Consider the following 21,099-nt stretch of genomic DNA (forward strand, 5'->3'; position numbering starts at 1 on the left):
GGCGGTCACCCGGGCGAACCGGCGTCAGCGCGCCTCGAGCATGAGCCGCATGAGGTGCGCGGCGGCGGGACGGGCCTCGAACTCCTCGTTCCAGTGCGCGCGGGCGATCGCCTTCGACACGGCCTGCGCCGTGATGCCGAGCGCCTCCGCGACGGCCTTCTGCTGGCCCCGCACCCCAGGTGTGAGGAGCTCGATAACCCGCCATTCCGCCGTCGTCCGCCTGGCGATGATGAGGCCGAGGAGGCGGAGGATCGCCGCCGCCTCGGCGGCGAGCACGCGGTCGGGGCCGTCGACGGAGATCGCGGCTTCGTCCTTGATGTGCTGGGCGCGTTCGACGGCGCGGCGCGAGTAGACGAGCCCGAGGCCCGTGACGTCGTGGATCGCCTCGGGCAGCGGCTCGCCGAGAGGGCCGACGCCGATGCCCACGTTCCAGCGCACTCCGCCGCATGATTCGGCGCGCATCGCGGTCAGGCTCGCGTCGATGGCCAGCTCCGCGCTGAGGAAGACGCCTTGGACCTCGTCTCCGACGGTCCGGGCGAACGGCACCTCGGCCCGTGCCCTCGAGAGCGCGCGCAGGAGGTTCGGCACTTTGTCCCCCGGTTCGCGGTCGCGCTGATTGATCGTGACCGTGTACATGGCCCGAGCCTAGCGGCGGATATGCGCTCGGAGGCCCGTCAATGAACGAGCAATGACCTCGTGTCGAGCGAGATCTGACCACTCGATGAGCAAAAAGTGGCCACTCGTCGACTTTGCGACGAGTGGCCACGTCTCGCTGAACGAGTGGTCACTATCGACCAGAGCTCAGTGCCCTTCGGCCTCGAAGCGCTTGATCGATGCCTCGAGCTCGGCCTCGGCCGCGGCACGGTCCGCCCAGCCGGCCGGCTTGACCCACTTGCCCGGCTCGAGGTCCTTGTAACGGCTGAAGAAGTGCTCGATCTCCTTGACGAGCCACTCGTCGAGGTCCGAGGCCTCCTGAATGTGGTCGAAACGCTTGTCCGCGGGGACGCACACGAGCTTGGCGTCGCCGCCGGACTCGTCCTCCATGTTGAAGATCGCGATGGGCCGCGCCTCAAGCAGGATCCCGGGGAAGAGGTCCACGTCGGGGTACCACACGAGCGCGTCGAGGGGATCGCCGTCCTCGCCGAGCGTGTTCTCGAAGTAGCCGTAGTGCGTCGGGTACTGCATCGAGGTGAAGAGGACGCGGTCCAGGCGGACGCGACCCGTCTCGTGGTCCACCTCGTACTTGACGCGGGAGCCGCGGGGGATCTCGATCGTGACGTCGTGCTTCATGGTGCTCCTTGACTGGCAGCGTGCAGGGGCGGCCGCCCAGGGCGCGAAAACCCGCGGTCGGCGGCAACTAGTATTGAGGATATCCGCACTGGGGGGCGTGCTCTCCCATCGCACGTCGCCGAACAAGCCTCGAACCCCAGGACCGCCACCGTATGAGCAAGTCGCCCGGCCGCGTCCAGAACGCCGTGACGTGGTGGCTCGTCTCGACCCTTCTCGCCATCGTCGCGGTGGTCGGCGGAGCGTATATGGCGCCCGCGTTCCCGGCCCCGCTGCTGAACCCGCCCGCGCCCACGCCGAGCGTGCCCGCGTGGCTCAAGCCGCCGTCGTCGGCCGCTCCGCTCAAAGGGGCGACGCCTCTCTCAGACTCCGCGCCGACCCCCGCTGCGGCGGCGCTCGCGAAGACGATCGAGGCCCAGCTCGGCCCCAACAACGGGACGTTCGGCGCGGCGGTCCTCGACGGCGCGTCCGGGCAGACCCTCTATAGCCGCGAGGGCGCTGTTCCGGTGGCGCCGGCGTCGAACCTCAAGCTCCTCACGGCCGCGGCCGCCCTCACGACCCTCGGCCCGGAGGCGACGTTCCACACCCGCACGGTGCGTGGGAGCGCCCCGGGCAGCGTCGTGCTCGTGGCTGGCGGCGACGTGTTCCTCGGGAATGGGGACTCCTCGCCCGACGCCGTGGTGGGCCGGGCAGGCATCGCGACGCTCGCCAAGCAGACCGCCGCGGCGCTCGGTCCCGTCCACGGGCCCGTATCGATCCAGCTTGACGATTCGCTCTTCACAGGCGCCTCGCTCAACCCCGTGTGGGCGCCCGAGGACGTCGCCGCGGGCGAGGTCGCGCCGATCGCGCCGATCGCGGTCAACGTCGCGCGCGCCCTGCCCGGAGCCGGCGTCACGCGGCCGGTCGATCCGGCGATGGCCGCGGCCTCCGCATTCCGCGATGCCCTCGCGGCGGCACTCGGCCCGGGCGCCAGCGTGGTGAGCGGCATGTCACGCGGCACGGCCGGCGGGGGCGCCGAGCTCGCGAGCGTGGCCTCCGCTCCGCTCGCGGACCAGCTCGCGTACACGCTGCGCGAATCCGACAACTACGCGGCGGAGACTCTGGCCCGCCTCGCCGCCGCGGCGAGCGGACGCCCCGCGAGCATCGACGGGGCGCGGGCGCTCCTCAAGGACACGGCCCAGCGACTCTTGGGTACCACGGACGGCCTCGTGCTCGACGATGCGTGCGGGCTCGCCATCACGGACCGTATCCAGCCGCAGCAGCTCGCAGGGATTGTGCGCGCCATGACGACGGGCAGCGACGCGCGGCTCCGGCGCGCGCTCGGCGGTCTCCCCGTGGCGAGCCTCACGGGGACGCTCGCCTCGCGCTACGGGCAGGGGTCCGCGGGCGCAGGCTTCGTGCGCGCCAAGACCGGGACGCTCAACACGGTCACCGGACTTTCGGGCTACGTGGTCGACGCCGACGGGCGCCTCCTCGTCTTCTCGATCGTCGCGAACGGCCTCGCTTCCACGGCGCGCACGAACGCTGCCGCCCAGATCGACGCGGCCGCGTCCGCGCTGGCGGGCTGCGGCTGCCGCTGACGGGCTCACGCGGCGAAAGCCCTGAGCGAACGCGCCTCGGCGGCCCGCACCGCAGTGTGTTCTGACGGTCCCGTGTGGTCTGATGGGGGTATGGATGTCCACGAGACGGCACCGCAGCTCATCAATTGGGATCTCGCGGCCGCCACTGCAGCACGTTTGGCTCCTCCCGGCCCCCAGCTCACAGCCGTTGAGGCCTCGAGCGCCGTCGCGAGCCTGAGGCGCCTCGCGGACGTCGCCGTGCCGCACGTCCACCGGATCACGGGGCTTGATGCGGCGGAGGATCTCCGCGACTCGCAGGTCCTCGTTGTGGACCGCGGATCGTGGGCCAAGGCCAACACGCAGGGCTTCGCCGTCATGCTCGGGCCGGTCTTGACCCAGCTGGTCGAGAAGAAGGCGAGCGAGATCACGCCCTCGGCCGCGCGCATGGGCGGCGCGATCACGGGCGCGCAGCTTGGAGCCGTGCTCGCGTTCCTCTCGAGCAAGGTCCTCGGGCAGTACGAGCCGTACGCCGCGCTCGCCCCCGATTCGGGCGTGCCGGAGGCCGGCCGGCTCCTGCTCGTTGCTCCGAACATCGTGCAGATCGAGCGCGAGCTCAACGTCGAGCCCGAGGACTTCCGGCTGTGGGTGTGCCTCCACGAGCAGACGCACCGCGTGCAGTTCGCCGCGGCGCCGTGGCTCCGCGGGCACATCCTCGAGCAGGTCGGGAAGCTCTCGGACAGCCTCCTGGGCAACATGGACTCGGTCATGGAGCGGGCCACGGCCGCGGCGAAGTCACTCCGCGACCGGCCGTGGGTCGGCGTCGGGCAGCCCGTCCCGAGCCGCGGCGCGATCCTCGACCTGCTTCAGGACCCGGCGGAGAAGGCCGCGATCTCTCACCTCACGGCAATCATGAGCCTCCTCGAGGGCCACGCGACCGTGGTCATGGACGCAGTTGATGCCGAGGTGGTCCCGAGCGTCAAGACGATTCGGCAGCGGTACACGGCGCGGAGCGAGAACCGCGGCGTCCTCGAGGCCTTCGTGCGGAGGGTCCTCGGGCTCGACGCCAAGATGCGGCAGTACACGGACGGCGCGAAGTTCGTCACGGGCGTCGTGGACGAGGTCGGCATGCAGGGCTTCAACCGCATCTGGGAGCGCCCCGAGAACCTTCCGACGGAGGAGGAGATCCACGCGCCGGCCGCGTGGGTCGCGAGGATGGGGTGACCACCCGGGACGTCGCCTCGCCCGGTCGGCGGAGACTGAGTCCCGCGGTCGGCCGCGCACGGAACGCCGTCAAGGCGGCTCTCGCCGAGGCCGGCTGGCCCTCGCGGGTCCTCGTGGGCTGCTCGGGCGGGCCTGACTCGCTCGCGCTCGCGGCCGCCGTCGCTCATTTCGCTCGGCGAGGCGCGGTTGGCGGGCACCCGCTCGAGGCTGGCGCCGTCGTCGTCGACCATGGGCTCCAGGAAGGCTCGGGCGAGATCGCGCGGACGACGGCGGGTGTCCTGGCCGGGCTCGGACTCTCGCCTGTGCGCGTGGTCGCCGTCGAGGTGCGGCGATCGGGGGAGGGGCCCGAGGCTGCAGCGCGGGCCGCGCGGCTCGGCGCACTCGAGGCCGAGGCCTCGGAATGTGGAGCCGGCGCGGTGCTGCTCGGCCACACGCTCGACGATCAGGCCGAACAGGTGCTGCTCGGGCTCGCGCGCGGCTCGGGAACACGTTCCCTCGGCGGCATGCGTTCCGTCCGCGGGCTGTACATCCGGCCGTTCCTAGGCCTTCGCCGCGCCGACACGGTCGAGGTCTGCGCTGCGGAGGGGCTCGAGCCGTGGTTCGACCCGACCAATGCGGATCCTCGATACATGCGTTCTCGCGTACGTGTTGGAATCATGCCGTTCCTCGAGGCGGAGCTCGGACCCGGCGTCGCTGAGGGACTCGCGCGGACGGCGTCGATTCTGGGGCAGGACGCGGACTATCTCGACGCCGAGGCTGAGCGCGTCTATGCGGGGCTCGTTGAGCGGGACGCCATGGAGTCCGGACAGGCGACGGTCCTCCTGCCCGGCGCGGCGGTCCGGGAGCTCCCGGCCGCAATCAGGAGCCGCGTGCTCGCTCTCGCCGTGATCGAGCTCGGGGGGCAGCCGACCTTTGAGCGACTCGCCGCCGTCGACCGTCTCCTCGAGCGGCGCGGTTCCGCGGGCCCCATCGAACTGCCGGGGCACGTGAGCGTGCATCGCCAGCCACGCCGGAAGGATGCGGCGCCCGGAACCGAGTATGGGAAGCTAGTCTTTGTATCGCACCGCTGACGCCGGGTTTCGGGACAGACCCCTGTGGGACTGACCGACTCGCGTCGAGACCCGAGTTCCAGGAGCGCAGGTGGATTCTCACGACGTCCAAGCAGACCTCAAGCACGTCCTCTATGACCGGGAGCAGATCCAGGGCCGGATCGCCGAGCTCGCCGCGCGCATCGACACGGACTACGAGGGCCGCGACCTCCTGATCGTCGGCGTGCTCAAGGGCGCCGTGATGGTCATGGCGGATCTGGCTCGCGCGCTGCACAGCCACGTCACGATGGACTGGATGGCCGTCTCCTCCTATGGCTCCGGGACGCAGTCCTCGGGGGTGGTCCGCATCCTCAAGGACCTCGATTCCGACCTCATGGGCAAGCACGTGCTCATCGTCGAGGACATCATCGACTCCGGCCTGACCCTCTCGTGGCTCAAGACGAACCTCGAGTCCCGGGGCACCGCCTCGGTCGAGATCTGCACGGCGTTCCGCAAGCCGGACGCGGCGAAGGTCAAGATCGACGTGAAGTACGTCGGCTTCGACATCCCCAACGAGTTCGTGGTCGGCTACGGGCTCGACTACGCGGAGAAGTACCGCAACCTCGACTTCGTGGGCACGCTCGCGCCGCACGTCTACGAGTAGGCTGCCAACTTTTCGGGGCGGGGTTCCTTCCGGTAAGCGTACTGGAAGGAACCCCGCCCTCGTTGGGGGAGGAACCCCGGAATTCCGGGGTTCCTGGTCCCGATCGCGTACCGGCAACGCCGTTCGGGACCCTTAAATGCGTACGGTTCGACCCGGGCCGGCCTGAGACCCGTCCGGTCGGACGCGGTCCGGCCTGTGTACCGCAGTGTCGGCCGGAGTCAGCGCGGCGCCGCCTCCAGTGCCGCGCGGATCGTCGCGATTGTGCGCTCCGGGCGGTGGATGACGTCTGCGTAGGTCGGGGAGACAGTGGAGCGCGTGGACGAGGACTTGCCATTTCTCAGCAATAAGGCCGTGACCTGGCCGCAGCTCCGGACAGTGCGCTCGGACAGTCGGAGGGAGCCGATGATGATTCGCGGCGAGATGCGCGGTCTCCCGGCGGTGAAGGCACCACAGTCCGTGGCTCTCTGCGGCGGAGACACACGTGAGCGCTGCGAGATGCTCGGCAGCGACGGAGAGCTCGTGGGGGAGTCCCGGAAGCGCGACGACGCCCCGACGTGGAGTGGCGATGACGCCAGCAGCGCGGGCTGAGGAGATCTCGCGCTTACGGGCTTCGGCCGCGGTCCCGGGCGGAGCGTACGGGTTTCGGCCGCGGCCGAGCCGCCACCGATCCGGCAATCCGCGCGAACCTCGCGAAATTCGCCCCGACGCTGCTCGGTAAATCGGCGGAACGCGTACGGATTGGCGCGGGTCGGGACTTGGGCCCTCCAGTACAGGTACTGGCCGCCCCGGGTTCGCCTTCGGCGCCCCGCCCCATGCGGCGTTCGCCCTCGGCGCACACCGCCCGGGGGAACTTTTGTCCTTGACTGTGCGTGATGTTGTCCGAACGGTATAGCTTGTTGCGGTACTTGCCCGTCAACAGATGTAGGCAGGGGCAGGGGACCTCAGCGCTACGCGGCGCCGCGGCACAACAGAAGGGACGGGGCTCGGCCCCGAGTTCATGAACGTCAAAAGCTTCGTCAAGGGTCCTGGGATCTGGATCCTCGTTGTGATCGCCCTCCTCCTCATCGCCTTCGGAACGCTGGCGCCGGGGGGCAGCGCGACCGTCGACACGCAGGTTGGCATCCAGCTCCTCAAGGACGGCAAGGTCGACTCCGCGAAGATCTACAACGGCGAAGAACGCGTCGACATGGTCCTCAAGGACAACTACGTCGACAACGGGCAGAACAAGGGCAAGAACGTCCAGTTCTACTACGTGGATCCGCGTGGCGGCGAGGTAGTCCAGGCGGTCGAGAACGCGAACCTCAAGACCTACAACGATGTCCCGACCGGCAACAACTGGTTCGGCTCGATTCTCTCCCTCATCATTCCCGTCCTCCTGCTCGGCGCACTCTTCTGGTTCCTGCTCTCACGCATGCAGGGCGGCGGCTCCCAAGTCATGAAGTTCGGTAAATCCCGAGCAAAGATGATCACGAAGGACATGCCCCAAGTGACGTTTAGCGACGTCGCGGGCGCCGACGAGGCCGTCGAGGAACTTCAGGAAATCAAGGAGTTCCTCCAGGAGCCCGCAAAGTTCCAGGCCGTCGGAGCGAAAATCCCGAAGGGCGTCCTGCTCTACGGCCCTCCGGGAACCGGCAAGACGCTCCTGGCTCGTGCCGTCGCCGGCGAGGCCGGCGTCCCGTTCTTCTCGATCTCGGGTTCCGACTTCGTCGAGATGTTCGTCGGCGTGGGTGCGTCCCGCGTCCGTGATCTCTTCGAGCAGGCCAAGTCGAACGCGCCCTCGATCATCTTCGTCGACGAGATCGACGCCGTCGGCCGCCACCGCGGAGCCGGTATTGGCGGCGGCAACGACGAGCGCGAGCAGACCCTCAACCAGCTCCTCGTTGAGATGGACGGCTTCGACCCCAAGGCGAACGTCATCCTCATCGCCGCGACCAACCGCCCCGACGTCCTCGACCCGGCACTCCTCCGTCCAGGCCGATTCGACCGCCAGGTGCCGGTGGAGGCGCCGGACCTCGTGGGCCGCGAGCAGATCCTTGGCGTCCATTCCAAGGGCAAGCCGATGGCAGGCAACGTGGACCTCAAGGCCGTCGCGAAGAAGACCCCGGGTTACACGGGTGCCGATCTCGCGAACGTCCTCAATGAGGCGGCGCTCCTCACGGCGCGCTCGAACGCGCAGCTCATCGATGATCGCGCCCTCGACGAGGCGATCGACCGCGTCATGGCCGGCCCGCAGAAGCGCAGCCGCGTCATGAAGGACCTCGAGCGCAAGATCACGGCCTACCACGAGGGCGGCCACGCGCTGGTGGCGGCCGCGCTCCGCAACTCGGCCCCCGTCACGAAGATCACGATCCTGCCCCGCGGCCGGGCGCTCGGCTACACGATGGTGGTCCCGGAGAACGACAAGTACTCCGTGACGCGCAACGAGCTCCTCGACCAGCTCGCCTACGCGATGGGCGGCCGCGTCGCCGAGGAGATCGTGTTCCACGACCCGTCCACGGGGGCCTCGAACGACATCGAGAAGGCCACCTCGACGGCCCGCATGATGGTCACGCAGTACGGCATGAGCGAGCGCGTCGGCGCGGTCAAGCTCGGACAAGGCGGCGGCGAGCCGTTCCTCGGCCGGGACGCCGCGCACGAGCGCAATTACTCCGACCAGGTCGCGTACGTCGTGGACGAGGAGGTGCGCCGTCTCATGGACCAGGCGCACGATGAGGCCTACGCGATCCTCACCGACAACCGCGACGTCCTGGACCGCCTCGCGGCCTCGCTGCTCGAGCACGAGACCCTCAACCAGCGTGAGATCGCCGAGATCTTCACGGACATCCGCAAGCGCGACTTCCGCGAGGTGTGGCTCTCGAAGGAGTCGCGCCCGGTGCAGCACATCCCGCCCGTCGAGACGGAGAACGAGCGTCGCGAGCGCGAGCGGCACGAGGAGAAGTCCCGCCACGACCACGAGGCGACGGACGCCGAGCGCAAGGCCCAGGAGGAGGCGGCCGCGGCTCGTCGCAACCAGCCGCTCGACACGGCCCACCCGCACGTCCACGGCGGAGGGGAGCAGGACTTCTCCGGCGGTCCGCAGCCCCCGCACGATGGTCACACGGGCGGCACCGGCGCGGGCGCGTGAGGCGCCCCCGCTAGGATCATGCCGTGACCCACATTGACGACGACGATGTTGCCGCCATGTCCGAACTCGATCCGAACATGGACCTTCTGCGGATCGAGGCGGCCGTTCGGGAGATTCTGATTGCGGTCGGGGAGGACCCCGACCGCAGCGGCCTCCGGGAGACCCCGAAGCGGGTGGCGCGCGCGTTCGCGGAGACGTTCGCGGGGCTTCACCAGACCCCGGAGGACGTTCTGGGCGTGACCTTCGACCTCGATCACGAGGAACTCGTGCTCGTGAAGGACATCCCCTTCTACTCAACGTGCGAGCATCATCTCGTCCCCTTCCACGGAGTCGCGCACGTCGGGTACATCCCGTCGCACGACGGGCGCGTCACCGGGCTCAGCAAGCTCGCCCGGCTCGTGGACATCTATGCGCGCCGGCCCCAAGTCCAGGAGCGCCTGACAACCGACGTGGCGGAGGCGCTCGTGAAGCACCTCAAGCCGCGTGGAGTGATCGTCGTCGTCGAATGCGAACACATGTGCATGTCGATGCGAGGAGTCCGAAAGCCGGGCGCCAAGACGGTCACGAGTGCTGTACGCGGGCAGCTGCACGATCCGGCGACCCGCGCCGAAGCCATGAGCCTCATTCTCGGAAGGTAACAGCCGCAATGGACACCCTCGCCGCAGCACCCGGGACCGGGCCCAACACATCGCCCCTCCCCGTCCTCCGCAAGCCTCGCCCGAGGGCGACCTTCGAAACCCTCCCGACGGACCGCGCCGTCGTCATGGGCATCCTCAACGTCACGCCGGATTCCTTCAGCGACGGCGGCCAACATACGACGGCGGATTCGGCTATCGCTGCTGGCCTCCGGATGTTCTACGGCGGCGCCGACATCATCGACGTGGGCGGCGAATCCACGCGCCCCGGCGCCGAGGACGTGCCCGAGGACGAGGAGCAGCGCCGCGTTCTCCCAGTCGTCGAAGCCCTCGTGAAGGCCGGGGCCGTGGTCTCGGTCGACACCCGTCACGCGGGCACGGCGGCGAGGGCCCTCGAGGCGGGCGCACTCATCATCAACGACGTCTCGGGCCTCGAGGTCAGCCAGGACATGATCGATCTCGTGGCGGAGCGCGGCGCGTACTACGTGCTCATGCACAACCGCGGCAACTCCCGCACCATGGACTCCCTCACGAAGTACGGCAACGTCCTCGAGGACGTGCTCGCCGAGACCGTGGGCGTTCGCGATCGTCTGCGTGCCGCGGGGGTGGCCGACCACAAGATCATCGTCGACCCGGGCCTCGGCTTCGCGAAGACGGGCGAGCAGAACTGGGCCCTCGTGGCGGGCCTCGAGAGGTTCCTCGAGCTCGGCCATCGGGTGCTCGTGGGCGCGTCCCGCAAGCGCTTCCTCGGCGAGCTTCTCACGTCCGCAGGCAAGGCGGCCCCGCCCGAGCAGCGCGACGCGGCGACCGCGGCGATCACCGCGCTGACGGCAGCCAAGGGCGCGTGGGGCGTCCGCGTGCACGACGTCGCCTCGAACCTCGACGCCGTCAAGGTCGTCGCGCGGGCCAGGACCTGAGGTCGGGGCGAGTGGGCACCCGAGCCGACCTCATCACCCTCCGGGGCGTCACCGCCGTCGGACATCATGGGGTGCTCGACTTCGAGCGCCGCGAGGGGCAGCCCTTCGTCGTGGACGCCGTGCTGCACAGCGACTTTTCCAGGGCCGCAGCCACCGACGACATCGCGACGACGGCGAGCTACGCGGAAGTCGCCGAGCGCATCACGCAGCTTGTGTCGGGGGAGCCGGTCAACCTCATCGAGACGCTCGCGGTGCGTATCGCGGACACTATCCTCGCGGAGTTCCCCCCGATCAGCGGAGCTGAGGTCACGGTCCACAAGCCGAAGGCGCCCATCGAGGTGCCGTTCGGCGACGTTTCAGTGACAGTCTTCCGAGGAAGGTGAGATGAACCCAGACCCTTCCGCGACACCGTCCGAGTACACGCGCGCAGTGCTCGCCCTCGGCAGCAACTTGGGGGAGCGCGCCGAGACGCTCGCCGAGGCGGTCTCCGATCTCGTCGACCGCCCCGAGGTTCGGCTCGTCGACGTCTCGCCGGTCATCCAGACGAAGGCTGTGGGCGGCCCCGAGGGGCAGCCCGACTTCCTCAATATGGTCATGATCGTTGTCACGACCCTTGGGCCGTACGAGCTGCTCGCGCACTGCCAGGCCGTGGAGGCCAAGCACCATCGCACGCGCGAGGTGCGCTGGGGCCCGCGCACGCTCGACGTCGACGTCATCACCTACGGCAACCTCGTCCAGGACGATCCCGTGCTCACGCTCCCGCACCCCCGCGCCGCGGAGCGCGCATTCGTGCTGTTCCCGTGGCTGCTCATCGATCCGACGGCCGTGCTCGAGGGCCATCCGATCGTCGAGCTCCTCGAGGACTGCTCGGACGCGTCGGGCATCGAGGACTACGACATGCTGCTTGACGAGGGGCTCGCATGAAGCCGATTCGCCTGACGGCTCTGGGCCTCATCGGGATCCTGCTCGGCCTGCTCGGCTTCGGCGCGACCGAGATGTCGGACCGTGCTTCGGCGGCCACCCCCGTGCTGCCCTACAGCGCGCTGGGGAGCATGGCCGTCATCGCTGGGTTCACCCTGGTGCTCGGGATCCGCGTGCTCCGCTGGCGGAACAGCGAGAAGCGCACGCGCATGATCGACCCCATCTTTGCGGCCCGGACCCTGGTCCTCGCGCACGCATGCGCGTATGCGGGAGCGGTGCTGCTCGGCTGGCACGCGGGCGTCATCGCGGACCAGATCCCCGTGTGGACCGTGCGCTCCACGAGCCCCGTGGTGCTTCAGGCGGTCGCGATGATGGGCGGCGGCGTGATCATGGTCGCGATCGGGCTGCTCGTCGAGCGCTTCTGCCGGATTCCTCCCGAGGACGGAGACGAGGGCGAGAACGGCCGCCGCAAGCGCGGTCCCAGCCGAACGGGCGACGCCGAGGGCGGCTATGCGTAGAACGTCGCTCAGCCGGGGGAGCGTCGCGTGACGCGCCCGGGCCGCCTGGGCGTGGGCGTCATCGGCGCGGGGAAGGTGGGCGCCGTCCTCGGTGCGGCCTTGCGCGCGGCCGAGCACGCCGTCGTCGGTGTTTCCGCCGTGTCTGAGGCGAGCCGGGAGCGCGCGGAGACCCTCCTGCCCGGGGTGCCGATCCTCGAGATCCCGGACATCATCGAGCGCTCGGAGCTCGTGCTGCTCGCCGTGCCGGACGACGCCCTGGGGCCGCTCGTCGAGGGCCTCGCGAAGCTCGGCGCGTGGCAGCCTGGCCAGCTCGTCGCGCACACGTCCGGGCGGCACGGCGTCGGGATCCTCGCGCCCGTGCGCGGGGCCGGCGCGATCCCGCTCGCGATTCACCCCGCCATGACGTTCACGGGCATGAGCCTGGACCTCGGGCGGATCATGGACTGCCGCTTCGGGGTCACGGCCGATCCCGCGATGCTGCCCATCGCGCAGGCGCTCGTGGTCGAGATGGGCGCCGAACCCGTGGTCATCGCCGAGGGCGACCGCGTGGCGTATCACGCCGCGCTCGCGCACGGCTCGAATCACCTCGTGACGATCGCCGCGCAGGCCGCCGAGATCCTCGCGCGCATCGGGGTCGAGGAACCCGACCGTCTCCTGGGCCCGCTGCTCCGCGCATCGCTCGACAACGCGCTCGCCGCGGGGGAATCGGCGCTCACGGGGCCCGTGGCGCGGGGCGACGTGGGCACCGTGACCGCTCACATGGAGGCCCTCGTCGAGCTCGCAGCTGGTGGAATGGGCGCGGTGAGCGCCCCGGACATCCTCGAGGCCTACCGGGCGATGGCGCTCGCCACGGCGCGGCGCGCGGAGCGGCGCGGGCTGTTCGGCGCCGACGTGCGTGCCCGGCTCGAGGCCGCGCTCGCTCCCGAAGACGACGGCGCCAAGGACGGCGGTCCCGATGACGACGGTCCCGATGACGACGGTCCCGAGGAGGAACGCTGAATGGCGATCACGGTCGTCCACACGAAGGCTGAATTGCGGGCGGAGATCGCGCGCCTGCTCGCTGAGCACGGGGGGCGACGCGGGAGCGGGCTCGTCGATTCTCCAGCCCCCAGGGCCTCGCTCGGGCTCGTCGATTCCCCAGCCCCCAGGGCCTCGCTCGGGCTCGTTCCTACCATGGGCGCCCTCCACGACGGCCACCGAATGCTCGCGGAGGCCGCGGTCGCGGAGAACGACGTCGTCGTCGCGAGCATCTTCGTCAACCCGCTCCAGTTCGGCGACCCGAAGGACCTCGAACGGTACCCGCGCACGCTCGAGGCGGACGCGGCGCTCCTCGAGTCGGTCGGCGTCGACCTCGCCTTCGCCCCGAGCGTGGAGGAGATGTACCCGGGTGGCGATCCGCTCGTGCGCGTGACGGCGGGGCCGCTCGCGGACAAGTGGGAGGGGGCGTCCCGCCCGGGGCATTTCGACGGCGTGCTCACGGTCGTAGCGAAGCTCTTCCACCTCGCCCTCCCGACGCCGGTCGCCGGCCGGCCCGCCGCGTTCCGTGCGTACTTCGGGCAGAAGGACGCGCAGCAGCTCGCGATCGTGCGGCGCATGGTCAAGGACCTCGATTTCCCGGTCGACGTGGTCGGCGTCCCGATCGTCCGCGCCGAGGACGGCCTCGCCCTTTCGAGCCGCAACCAATTCCTCAGCCCCGAGCAGCGCGAGGCGGCGCTCGTGCTCTCGCGGGCGCTGCGCCTCGTGGACGAACGCGCAACGGCGCACGAACCGCTCGAGCCGGACGACGCCGTCGCCCTCATCGCCTCGCAGCCGGGCGTCGAGCTCGACTACTTCGACGTCGTGGATCCGGACACGCTTGAGCCCCTCGCGTTCGCCTGCCGCGAGACCCCGTTCACGGGGGAGGCCCTCGCGATCGTGGCCGCGAAGGTCGGGGACGTCCGGCTCATCGACAACATGCCGCTGAAGGCCCGCTGACCCTCCCCGTCTCGGGTACAGCTAACGCCAGCTCTGGCTGTCTCGGGTACAGATACTTGGCGTACCCGAGACGCTCAGCTCGAGAAGAACTGGGTCAGTCGATCGATGAGGGCCCTGGCCGGGCGCTCGGGGGCGTCGTGCGCGAGCCGAGGGAGGACGTCGAAGTCTGAGGCGGGCAGGACGTCGTCGAGCTTGTCCTTCGCCTCGGAGAAGTACTCGGGGCTCGCCCCGCCCACAAGGACGAGCGTCTCGAGGGGGAGCTGCTCGAACGGCTTGGCCTTCGAATCGGCCGCGACGACCGCACGAATCTCGCGTGGACCCGTGGGCAGGAGGCGCGTGAGCGTCTTTCCGGGCTGCGTGCGGCTCCCGATCCGGTTGAGCACCGTGAGGATGGGAAGCGGCAGCTTCGAGATGGGGCCCGCTGCCTGAAGCCCGCGGAGCAGCACGGCGAGGGCCTTCTCCTCGTCGTGGTGGCGGAGCGCGGCTTCGTAGTCGTCAAGCCAGTCGGCGTTGTAGCTTCCGTTGAACGAGATGATGGGGTCGTAGACGGCGAGCTGCGTGATGTCGAGCGTGCGACCCGCGTTGAGCGCGATGCAGCCCCCATAGTTATGCCCGAACACCGCCTGCGAACCGGTGTGCGCGAGGACGGCGCCGAGGTCCGCGATCTCGACCGCGAGCGAATAGTCGTCGGGCTGCGGCGAGGAGGCGCCGCGCCCGCGCCGGTTGTACACGTGCACCGGGGACCCCAGCGACTCCGCGAGGCGCAGCGCCAGCTCGCGGTACAGGTCCGCGGTCACCATCGAGCCATGGACGACGACGACGCCCCCCTCCGCCTGCTTGTCCCCGCCCGAGGCCGTGAGCAGCTCGAGGACCGCGCCGTCCCGCGTCGCGACAGTCGAGGCGTGGATCTGGGTAGCTGCCATGGAATGAGCCTAGCCCACGCAGCCTGCCTTAGAATCGAAGACTGTGACTGCACAGAATACTGCCACCGGAGGGAACGAGCCCGCCGACGCGAGCGAACAGATGCATGTTCGCCTTGAGAAGCGCGGCAAGTTGATCGCGCGCGGCGAGGAGCCCTATCCGGTCAAGCTCGAGCGCAGTCACTCCCTCGCGGAGGTCCGCGAGAAGCACCCCGATCTCGAGCCGGACACCGCCACGGGCGACTTTGTCGGCGTCGTCGGTCGCGTCGTCTTTGTCCGCAACACCGGCAAGCTGTGCTTCGCGACCCTCCAGGAGGGTGACGGCACCCGGCTCCAGGCCATGTTGAGCCTCGCCAACGTCGGCGAGGAACGCCTCGCCGACTGGAAGGCGCTCGTGGACCTGGGTGACCACGTGTTCATCCATGGCGAGGTCATCTCGTCGAAGCGCGGCGAGCTATCAGTCATGGCCGATGAGTGGAAGATGGCGTCAAAGGCGCTGCGGCCGCTGCCCACGCTTCACGCCGAACTCAGCGAAGAAACGCGGGTTCGTCAGCGCTACGTGGATCTGCTCGTGCGCGAAGAGGCCCGTGACATGGTCTACACGCGCGCAAAGATCACCAAGTCCGTACGCGACACCCTTGATTCGCACGGATACGTCGAGGTCGAGACGCCCATGCTCAACCTCATTCATGGCGGTGCGACCGCCCGTCCGTTTGAGACGCATGTCAATGCCTTCGATCAGAGGATGACGCTCCGCATTGCCACCGAGCTCTACCTCAAGCGAGCGGTTGTGGGCGGAATCGAGCGGGTTTACGAGATCGGCCGGGTCTTCCGTAACGAAGGCGTCGATTCGACTCACAGCCCGGAATTTACAACTCTCGAATGCTATGAAGCGTATGCTGATCAATTCACCATGGCGGAGCGCATGAAGGAGATCATCCTCAACGTCGCGGACGTTGTGGGGATCCGGCAGATTGATACGCCCGAGGGCATGATCGACCTTGACGGCGAATGGCGTTGGCTTGGTGTCTATCCGGGCCTTTCCGAGGCTGTGGGCGAAGAGGTCACGCCTGATACTCCGCTCGAACGACTCTTGGAGATCGGCGATCGGCACGGTGTCAAGACCGATCCCCTGTGGACCACCGAGAAGGCCGTGATCGAGCTCTTCGGCGACATTGTCGAGCCGACGCTCCTGAATCCGACATTCGTTTACGACTACCCGCCCTCGGCCCAGCCCCTCGCGCGTCCGCATCGTGAGGATCCGCGCCTTATCGAGGCATGGGACCTCATTATCGGCGGGATGGAGCGCGGCACCGCGTTCTCCGAGCTCATCGACCCCGTGATCCAGCGCGAGCGCCTCAGTGAGCAGTCCAGACTTGCGGCCGAAGGCGACGACGAGGCGATGCAGCTCGACGAGGATTTCCTCCGCGCACTCGAATACGGCGCCCCTCCCATGGGCGGCATCGGCCTCGGAATCGACCGGCTCGTGATGCTCTTCACGCAGGCGGGCATTCGCGAGACTATCCTCTTCCCCCTGCTCAAGCCCGAGGCAAACTAACGTGGATTACGTAGCCGTCCTGCTTCCCCCGATCGTCGTTGGACTCATTTTCTGGTTCGCGATCCGGGCGATATTCAACGCGGACAAGTCGGAGCGCGAGGCCCTGGCCCAAGCCGAAAGGGAAGCGCAGCAGAGGGACGAGGGAAAAAGTTCCCCAACAGCCGGGTGATTCGTTTTGACGGCGGTGCCGGTACGGAAGCATAATGGCAGTGCAATAACCGCTCGCTGATAACCGGATAGCCGAATTGCCGGCCAGCTTGCTGTGTGCAGTGCTTGAGTGACAGCCCGTATCCCCCCAGCACCGACAGAGAGAGTAACCCATGGCGCAGAAAGTCAAGATCATCCTCGTTGACGACTTGGACGGCGGCTCGGCTGACGAGACCGTTCGTTTTGGCCTCGACGGGTCCAGCTACGAGGTTGACCTCTCCCACTCGAACGCGGCCAAACTGCGCGAGGCTCTCCAGGAATACGTTTCGGTGGCTCGCAAGTCCTCGGTTCGCGGTGCGCAGGCGCCCCGCCGGGCCGCTGGCACGGGCGGCTCCCGCAATTCGGAATCCGCCAAGATCCGCCAGTGGGCCCGCGACAACGGTTACAGCGTGAATAGCCGTGGCCGAATCCAGGCGGAGATCCAAGAGGCTTACCACAAGGCGAACGGCTGACCTAGCCCTCACCGATCACGCGAAGAAACCCGGCGCAACAATGCGCAGGGTTTCTTCGCATTTGTGATGCGGTTTTGGCAAATTCTCCAGTGATTGTGCAAAAGGCCCGGATCCCCGTCTGGGCATCTGCCCAGCTACCGGCGGGTTCACCCTGTGGCGAACAGCAGTGTGCGGCGGGGCCCCTGCACGTAGCATCGATGTACGCGCCAGTGCTGTCTTTGGCAGCCTGCACCCAATCAGCAAGACCGGGGAGTTCGAGCGATGTTCGAGAGATTTACAGACCGCGCCCGCCGCGTGGTCGTGCTGGCCCAAGAAGAGGCCCGCATGCTCAACCACAACTACATCGGCACCGAGCACATCCTCCTGGGCCTCATCCACGAGGGGGAGGGAGTTGCCGCGAAGGCGCTCGAGTCCCTCGGAATCTCCTTGGACGGTGTGCGCGAACAGGTGCAGGAGATCATCGGGCAGGGGCAGCAAGCCCCGTCCGGCCACATTCCGTTCACGCCGCGTGCCAAGAAGGTGCTCGAGCTGTCCCTCCGCGAGGCGCTTCAGCTCGGCCACAACTACATCGGCACGGAGCACATCCTTCTTGGCCTCATCCGTGAGGGCGAGGGCGTCGCGGCCCAGGTGCTTGTGAAGCTCGGCGCCGACCTCAACCGCGTGCGGCAGCAGGTCATCCAGCTGCTGTCCGGCTACCAAGGCAAGGAGACGGCGTCCACCGGGACCGGTCCTGGCCAGCCTGAGGGCAGCCCGGCCGGTTCCGTGGTCCTCGACCAGTTCGGCCGCAACCTCACGCAGGCCGCCCGCGAGAACAAGCTGGATCCCGTGATCGGCCGCGAGCACGAGATGGAACGCGTCATGCAGGTCCTCTCGCGCCGCACCAAGAACAACCCCGTGCTCATCGGCGAGCCCGGCGTCGGCAAGACGGCCGTCGTCGAGGGCCTCGCCCAGGCGATCGTGCGGGGCGACGTCCCGGAGACCATCAAGGACAAGCAGCTCTACACCCTTGACCTCGGCTCCCTCGTGGCTGGCTCGCGCTACCGCGGCGACTTCGAAGAGCGCCTCAAGAAGGTCCTCAAGGAGATCCGCACGCGCGGCGACATCATCCTGTTCATCGACGAGATCCACACGCTCGTCGGGGCGGGCGCAGCCGAGGGCGCGATCGACGCGGCGAGCATCCTCAAGCCGATGCTGGCGCGCGGCGAGCTCCAGACGATCGGTGCGACCACGCTCGACGAGTATCGCAAGCACATCGAGAAGGACGCCGCGCTCGAGCGCCGCTTCCAGCCGATCCAGGTCTCCGAGCCGTCGGTCGCGCTGACCATCGAGATCCTCAAGGGCCTCCGCGATCGCTACGAGGCGCACCACCGTGTCACGATCACGGACGGCGCGCTCGCCGCGGCGGCGAACCTCTCCGAGCGCTACGTGAGCGACCGCTTCCTTCCGGACAAGGCCATCGACCTCATCGACGAGGCGGGCGCGCGCCTGCGCATCCGCCGGATGACGGCGCCGCCGGAGCTCAAGGCCCTCGACGAGCGCATCGCGGGGCTCAAGCTCGAGAAGGAGTCCGCGATCGACGCCCAGGACTTCGAGGGGGCCGCATCGCTCCGCGACAAGGAGCAGCGGCTCATCTCGGAGCGTGCCGAGCGCGAGCGGGCCTGGAAGTCCGGCGACATGGACGGCGTGGCCGAGGTGGACGAGGAGCTCGTGGCCGAGGTGCTCGCGAACTCGACGGGCATCCCAGTGTTCAAGCTCACGGAGGAGGAGTCCTCGCGGCTCCTGCACATGGAGGACGAGCTGCACAAGCGCGTGGTCGGCCAGGACGACGCGATCAAGGCGCTCTCCCGGTCCATCCGCCGCACGCGTGCCGGCCTCAAGGACCCGAAGCGTCCCGGTGGGTCGTTCATCTTCGCTGGCCCCACGGGCGTCGGCAAGACCGAGCTCGCCAAGGCCCTCGCAGAGTTCCTCTTCGGCGAGGAGGACGCCCTCATCACGCTCGACATGTCCGAGTTCTCCGAGAAGCACACGGTCTCGCGGCTCTTCGGTGCCCCTCCGGGCTACGTCGGTTACGAGGAGGGCGGCCAGCTCACCGAGAAGGTGCGCCGCCGGCCGTTCTCCGTGGTCCTGTTCGACGAGGTCGAGAAGGCCCACGCGGACCTCTTCAACTCCCTCCTGCAGATCCTCGAGGACGGGCGCCTTACGGACAGCCAGGGCCGGGTCGTGGACTTCAAGAACACGATCATCATCATGACGACCAACCTGGGCACCCGGGACATCTCGAAGGGCGTCATGACCGGCTTCCAATCCGGCACCGACACGAAGACGAGCTACGAGCGGATGAAGAACCGCGTGACAGAGGAGCTCAAGCAGCACTTCCGCCCTGAGTTCCTCAACCGTGTCGATGACGTGGTCGTGTTCCCGCAGCTCACGCAGGAAGAGATCATCGAGATCGTCGACCTGTTCGTCGAGCGGCTCGAGAAGCGGCTCAAGGACAAGGACATGGGCATCGAGCTGACCCAGAAGGCGAAGGTCCTGCTCGCGACGCGCGGCTACGACCCCACCATGGGCGCCCGCCCGCTGCGCCGCGTCATCCAGAGCGAGATCGAGGACCAGCTCTCCGAGCGGATCCTGTTCGGCGATCTCTCCTCGGGCGACATCGTCCTGGTGGACGTCGACGGCGAGGGGGACACCGCGAAGTTCACGTTCACGGGAACCCAGCGCCCGCGCGTCCCCGAGGTGGTCGCCGCTGCGAAGGGCGGCAGCCACAAGGAACTCGGCGCCTAAATAACGGACGACGGCGGCCCCTCACCCCGCGCGGGTGAGGGGCCGCCGTCGTCCGCGTGCCTGAGTTGGTGTACCCGAGACGGGCGAGGGGCTGGGCTGGACCCTAGCCTTTCGGATGCCGCCTCACGTCGATGGCGAGCGCAGCGGTGAACGCTGCCGCGAGCCCCACGGCAAGCAGCGGCGCGAACAGCGGCGAGCCGCCGAGCCCGGCGAGCACGAGTCCCGCCCCGACAGCCAGAACGGCCACGACTGAGGCGGCGATCTTCCAGTCGTCTCCGATGATGAAGTCGTACCAGAACCGCAGGAAGGCCTTGACGAATCTCATGGCCTAGGCCTCCCCTCCGTGGCCGCGGCTGCACTGACCGCGGTGGGTGGCGCCGGCCGAACTTTCAGAACCCTGATGAGCACTGCGCAGACCAGGAGCCACCCGGCCAGGATCGGCAGCAGAGCGAGGTCCGAGCCGGACCATTCGAGGCCCTCGTGGGAGGGCGTCAGGCTCCCGAGGCCCCCGATCGACCAGAACGTGCCGAACGTCGCGAGGAGCAACCCCACGCAGAACTTGAGCGTGTTCTCGGGGACCCTCGTGAGCGGGGCGTGGACCACCACGGCGGCGAGCAGCACTACGACGAACGCGGCCGCAGCGCCGAGGATCGCGACCGGCATGTTCCCGGCGTTGAGCCCAAACGTGATGACGATGAATACCACCTCGACACCTTCGAGGAAGACGCCCTTGAAGCTGACCACAAACGAGAACCAGTCGAGACCGAACCGGACCTCGCTGCCGGCCGCCGCGGCGGCCTTGGTCTCCTTCTCGTAGACGAGGGCCTCGTCATGGAGCGCCTTGCGCCCGGACGAACGCAGAATCGCCTTGCGGAGCCACTGCAGGCCGAAGATCAGGAGCAGAATCCCGACTACGAGCTGGAGGCTCGCGCGCGGCAGCCACGTGGTGAGGGCGTAGCCGGTCGCCGCGGTGAACGCGGAGAGGGCCACGATCGCCGCGACAACGCCGGCCAGCGCGGATTTCCAGCCTCGCGTCACGCCCATCGCCAGCACGATCGTGAGCGCCTCGACCATCTCCACGAGCGCCGCGACGAAGACCGAGACGGCAAGACCCCACACGGCCGTCGAACTCATGGCTGCCACCCCTTCTGGCCTCAACGGCCGTGGTCAATCCGGGAGGTCCGTTCGCAGCCAGAGTAGCCGCTGCCGGCCCAGCCGGCACCACACCCCCAGCCGGCCGCGATGCGCCTACCCAAGCCACACCCCGCCCGGTAGGCTCCACACCATTGGGCGGATCCGAGGCCTCCCCCACGCGCGCGGGCGCGCGGCG

At 68.7% G+C, this 21,099-nt stretch carries 19 protein-coding genes and 1 pseudogene; 15 read left to right on the top strand and 5 right to left on the bottom strand.

The window, feature by feature from the left end; all coding sequences use genetic code 11:
• Nucleotides 1-24 precede the first annotated feature (24 nt).
• Both ACOKR1_RS00875 and ACOKR1_RS00880 read right to left on the bottom strand, forming a co-directional pair.
• Nucleotides 25-636, bottom strand: a complete 612-nt coding sequence (locus ACOKR1_RS00875; protein WP_422934908.1) for a hypothetical protein — start codon at nucleotides 634-636, stop codon at nucleotides 25-27.
• Nucleotides 637-801: 165 nt separating this feature from the next.
• A complete protein-coding gene (locus tag ACOKR1_RS00880; protein ID WP_415855805.1) occupies nucleotides 802-1,290 on the bottom strand; it encodes an inorganic diphosphatase in 489 nt (162 codons plus the stop codon).
• 152 nt (nucleotides 1,291-1,442) lie between these two features.
• Between ACOKR1_RS00880 and ACOKR1_RS00885 the strand changes: the two genes are divergently transcribed.
• The 12 genes and pseudogenes from ACOKR1_RS00885 (at nucleotide 1,443) to panC (ending at nucleotide 13,848) form a co-directional block, all read left to right on the top strand.
• Nucleotides 1,443-2,867: a D-alanyl-D-alanine carboxypeptidase/D-alanyl-D-alanine-endopeptidase gene (locus tag ACOKR1_RS00885; protein WP_422934909.1), complete on the top strand. Its 1,425-nt coding sequence runs from the start codon at nucleotides 1,443-1,445 to the stop codon at nucleotides 2,865-2,867.
• A gap of 90 nt (nucleotides 2,868-2,957) precedes the next feature.
• Nucleotides 2,958-4,067 (top strand): zinc-dependent metalloprotease, encoded by a 1,110-nt coding sequence (locus ACOKR1_RS00890; protein WP_422934910.1) that lies wholly within the window; start codon nucleotides 2,958-2,960, stop codon nucleotides 4,065-4,067.
• A 35-nt stretch (nucleotides 4,068-4,102) separates the two neighbouring features.
• Nucleotides 4,103-5,137, top strand: a complete 1,035-nt coding sequence (gene tilS, locus ACOKR1_RS00895; protein ID WP_422936710.1) for a tRNA lysidine(34) synthetase TilS — start codon at nucleotides 4,103-4,105, stop codon at nucleotides 5,135-5,137.
• 70 nt (nucleotides 5,138-5,207) lie between these two features.
• Nucleotides 5,208-5,759 carry a hypoxanthine phosphoribosyltransferase gene (gene hpt, locus ACOKR1_RS00900; RefSeq protein ID WP_422934911.1) on the top strand — a complete coding sequence of 184 codons (552 nt, stop codon included), beginning with the start codon at nucleotides 5,208-5,210 and terminating at the stop codon, nucleotides 5,757-5,759.
• Between the two features lie 997 nt (nucleotides 5,760-6,756).
• Entirely contained in the window at nucleotides 6,757-8,883 is a 2,127-nt protein-coding gene (gene ftsH / locus ACOKR1_RS00905; RefSeq protein WP_422934912.1) for an ATP-dependent zinc metalloprotease FtsH, read from the top strand.
• 23 nt (nucleotides 8,884-8,906) lie between these two features.
• On the top strand, nucleotides 8,907-9,521 hold the full coding sequence (gene folE, locus ACOKR1_RS00910; RefSeq protein WP_422934913.1) for a GTP cyclohydrolase I FolE: 615 nt from the start codon (nucleotides 8,907-8,909) through the stop codon (nucleotides 9,519-9,521).
• A gap of 8 nt (nucleotides 9,522-9,529) precedes the next feature.
• On the top strand, nucleotides 9,530-10,435 hold the full coding sequence (gene folP / locus ACOKR1_RS00915; protein ID WP_422934914.1) for a dihydropteroate synthase: 906 nt from the start codon (nucleotides 9,530-9,532) through the stop codon (nucleotides 10,433-10,435).
• An 11-nt stretch (nucleotides 10,436-10,446) separates the two neighbouring features.
• Entirely contained in the window at nucleotides 10,447-10,818 is a 372-nt protein-coding gene (folB, locus tag ACOKR1_RS00920) for a dihydroneopterin aldolase (RefSeq protein ID WP_422934915.1), read from the top strand.
• 1 nt (nucleotide 10,819) lies between these two features.
• Nucleotides 10,820-11,359, top strand: a complete 540-nt coding sequence (gene folK / locus ACOKR1_RS00925; protein ID WP_422934916.1) for a 2-amino-4-hydroxy-6-hydroxymethyldihydropteridine diphosphokinase — start codon at nucleotides 10,820-10,822, stop codon at nucleotides 11,357-11,359.
• Nucleotides 11,356-11,874: a DUF3180 domain-containing protein gene (locus ACOKR1_RS00930; RefSeq protein WP_422934917.1), complete on the top strand. Its 519-nt coding sequence runs from the start codon at nucleotides 11,356-11,358 to the stop codon at nucleotides 11,872-11,874. Before folK ends, ACOKR1_RS00930 begins: the two co-directional genes overlap by 4 nt.
• A 21-nt stretch (nucleotides 11,875-11,895) precedes the next feature.
• Nucleotides 11,896-12,873 (top strand): annotated as a pseudogene (locus ACOKR1_RS00935) (Rossmann-like and DUF2520 domain-containing protein); the annotation flags it as partial.
• A complete protein-coding gene (gene panC, locus ACOKR1_RS00940; RefSeq protein ID WP_422934918.1) occupies nucleotides 12,874-13,848 on the top strand; it encodes a pantoate--beta-alanine ligase in 975 nt (324 codons plus the stop codon).
• 74 nt (nucleotides 13,849-13,922) lie between these two features.
• Here the strand turns inward: panC and ACOKR1_RS00945 are convergent, their stop codons facing one another.
• Nucleotides 13,923-14,771 (bottom strand): alpha/beta hydrolase, encoded by an 849-nt coding sequence (locus tag ACOKR1_RS00945; protein WP_422934919.1) that lies wholly within the window; start codon nucleotides 14,769-14,771, stop codon nucleotides 13,923-13,925.
• A gap of 43 nt (nucleotides 14,772-14,814) precedes the next feature.
• Here ACOKR1_RS00945 and lysS point away from each other — a divergent pair, with 43 nt between their 5' ends.
• The 3 genes from lysS to ACOKR1_RS00960 all read left to right on the top strand — a co-directional run bounded on the left by lysS (nucleotide 14,815) and on the right by ACOKR1_RS00960 (nucleotide 19,769).
• Complete coding sequence (gene lysS / locus ACOKR1_RS00950; protein WP_422934920.1) at nucleotides 14,815-16,326, top strand: lysine--tRNA ligase; 1,512 nt, start codon at nucleotides 14,815-14,817, stop codon at nucleotides 16,324-16,326.
• A gap of 320 nt (nucleotides 16,327-16,646) precedes the next feature.
• Entirely contained in the window at nucleotides 16,647-16,985 is a 339-nt protein-coding gene (locus ACOKR1_RS00955) for a histone-like nucleoid-structuring protein Lsr2 (protein ID WP_422934921.1), read from the top strand.
• A gap of 261 nt (nucleotides 16,986-17,246) precedes the next feature.
• Complete coding sequence (locus ACOKR1_RS00960) at nucleotides 17,247-19,769, top strand: ATP-dependent Clp protease ATP-binding subunit (RefSeq protein WP_422934922.1); 2,523 nt, start codon at nucleotides 17,247-17,249, stop codon at nucleotides 19,767-19,769.
• A 103-nt stretch (nucleotides 19,770-19,872) separates the two neighbouring features.
• On the opposite strand, the gene ACOKR1_RS00965 is transcribed toward ACOKR1_RS00960, so the two are convergent.
• Nucleotides 19,873-20,094: a hypothetical protein gene (locus tag ACOKR1_RS00965; protein WP_422934923.1), complete on the bottom strand. Its 222-nt coding sequence runs from the start codon at nucleotides 20,092-20,094 to the stop codon at nucleotides 19,873-19,875.
• Nucleotides 20,091-20,903 (bottom strand): COG4280 domain-containing protein, encoded by an 813-nt coding sequence (locus tag ACOKR1_RS00970; protein ID WP_422934924.1) that lies wholly within the window; start codon nucleotides 20,901-20,903, stop codon nucleotides 20,091-20,093. Before ACOKR1_RS00970 ends, ACOKR1_RS00965 begins: the two co-directional genes overlap by 4 nt.
• Between the last annotated feature and the right edge of the window lie 196 nt (nucleotides 20,904-21,099).

Origin of the sequence: Sinomonas sp. P47F7, from assembly GCF_049332655.1 — a bacterium.
In the GTDB taxonomy this organism is placed as follows: Bacteria; Actinomycetota; Actinomycetes; order Actinomycetales; family Micrococcaceae; genus Sinomonas.

Bases quoted from the DNA above. Each gene is read 5' to 3' on its own strand.
- ACOKR1_RS00875 (WP_422934908.1), bottom strand. From the start codon at position 636: ATGTACACGGTCACGATCAATCAGCGCGACCGCGAACCGGGGGACAAA.
- ACOKR1_RS00880 (WP_415855805.1), bottom strand. From the start codon at position 1,290: ATGAAGCACGACGTCACGATCGAGATCCCCCGCGGCTCCCGCGTCAAG.
- ACOKR1_RS00885 (WP_422934909.1), top strand. From the start codon at position 1,443: ATGAGCAAGTCGCCCGGCCGCGTCCAGAACGCCGTGACGTGGTGGCTC.
- ACOKR1_RS00890 (WP_422934910.1), top strand. From the start codon at position 2,958: ATGGATGTCCACGAGACGGCACCGCAGCTCATCAATTGGGATCTCGCG.
- ftsH (WP_422934912.1), top strand. From the start codon at position 6,757: ATGAACGTCAAAAGCTTCGTCAAGGGTCCTGGGATCTGGATCCTCGTT.
- folP (WP_422934914.1), top strand. From the start codon at position 9,530: ATGGACACCCTCGCCGCAGCACCCGGGACCGGGCCCAACACATCGCCC.
- folK (WP_422934916.1), top strand. From the start codon at position 10,820: ATGAACCCAGACCCTTCCGCGACACCGTCCGAGTACACGCGCGCAGTG.
- ACOKR1_RS00930 (WP_422934917.1), top strand. From the start codon at position 11,356: ATGAAGCCGATTCGCCTGACGGCTCTGGGCCTCATCGGGATCCTGCTC.
- panC (WP_422934918.1), top strand. From the start codon at position 12,874: ATGGCGATCACGGTCGTCCACACGAAGGCTGAATTGCGGGCGGAGATC.
- ACOKR1_RS00945 (WP_422934919.1), bottom strand. From the start codon at position 14,771: ATGGCAGCTACCCAGATCCACGCCTCGACTGTCGCGACGCGGGACGGC.
- ACOKR1_RS00955 (WP_422934921.1), top strand. From the start codon at position 16,647: ATGGCGCAGAAAGTCAAGATCATCCTCGTTGACGACTTGGACGGCGGC.
- ACOKR1_RS00960 (WP_422934922.1), top strand. From the start codon at position 17,247: ATGTTCGAGAGATTTACAGACCGCGCCCGCCGCGTGGTCGTGCTGGCC.
- ACOKR1_RS00965 (WP_422934923.1), bottom strand. From the start codon at position 20,094: ATGAGATTCGTCAAGGCCTTCCTGCGGTTCTGGTACGACTTCATCATC.
- ACOKR1_RS00970 (WP_422934924.1), bottom strand. From the start codon at position 20,903: ATGAGTTCGACGGCCGTGTGGGGTCTTGCCGTCTCGGTCTTCGTCGCG.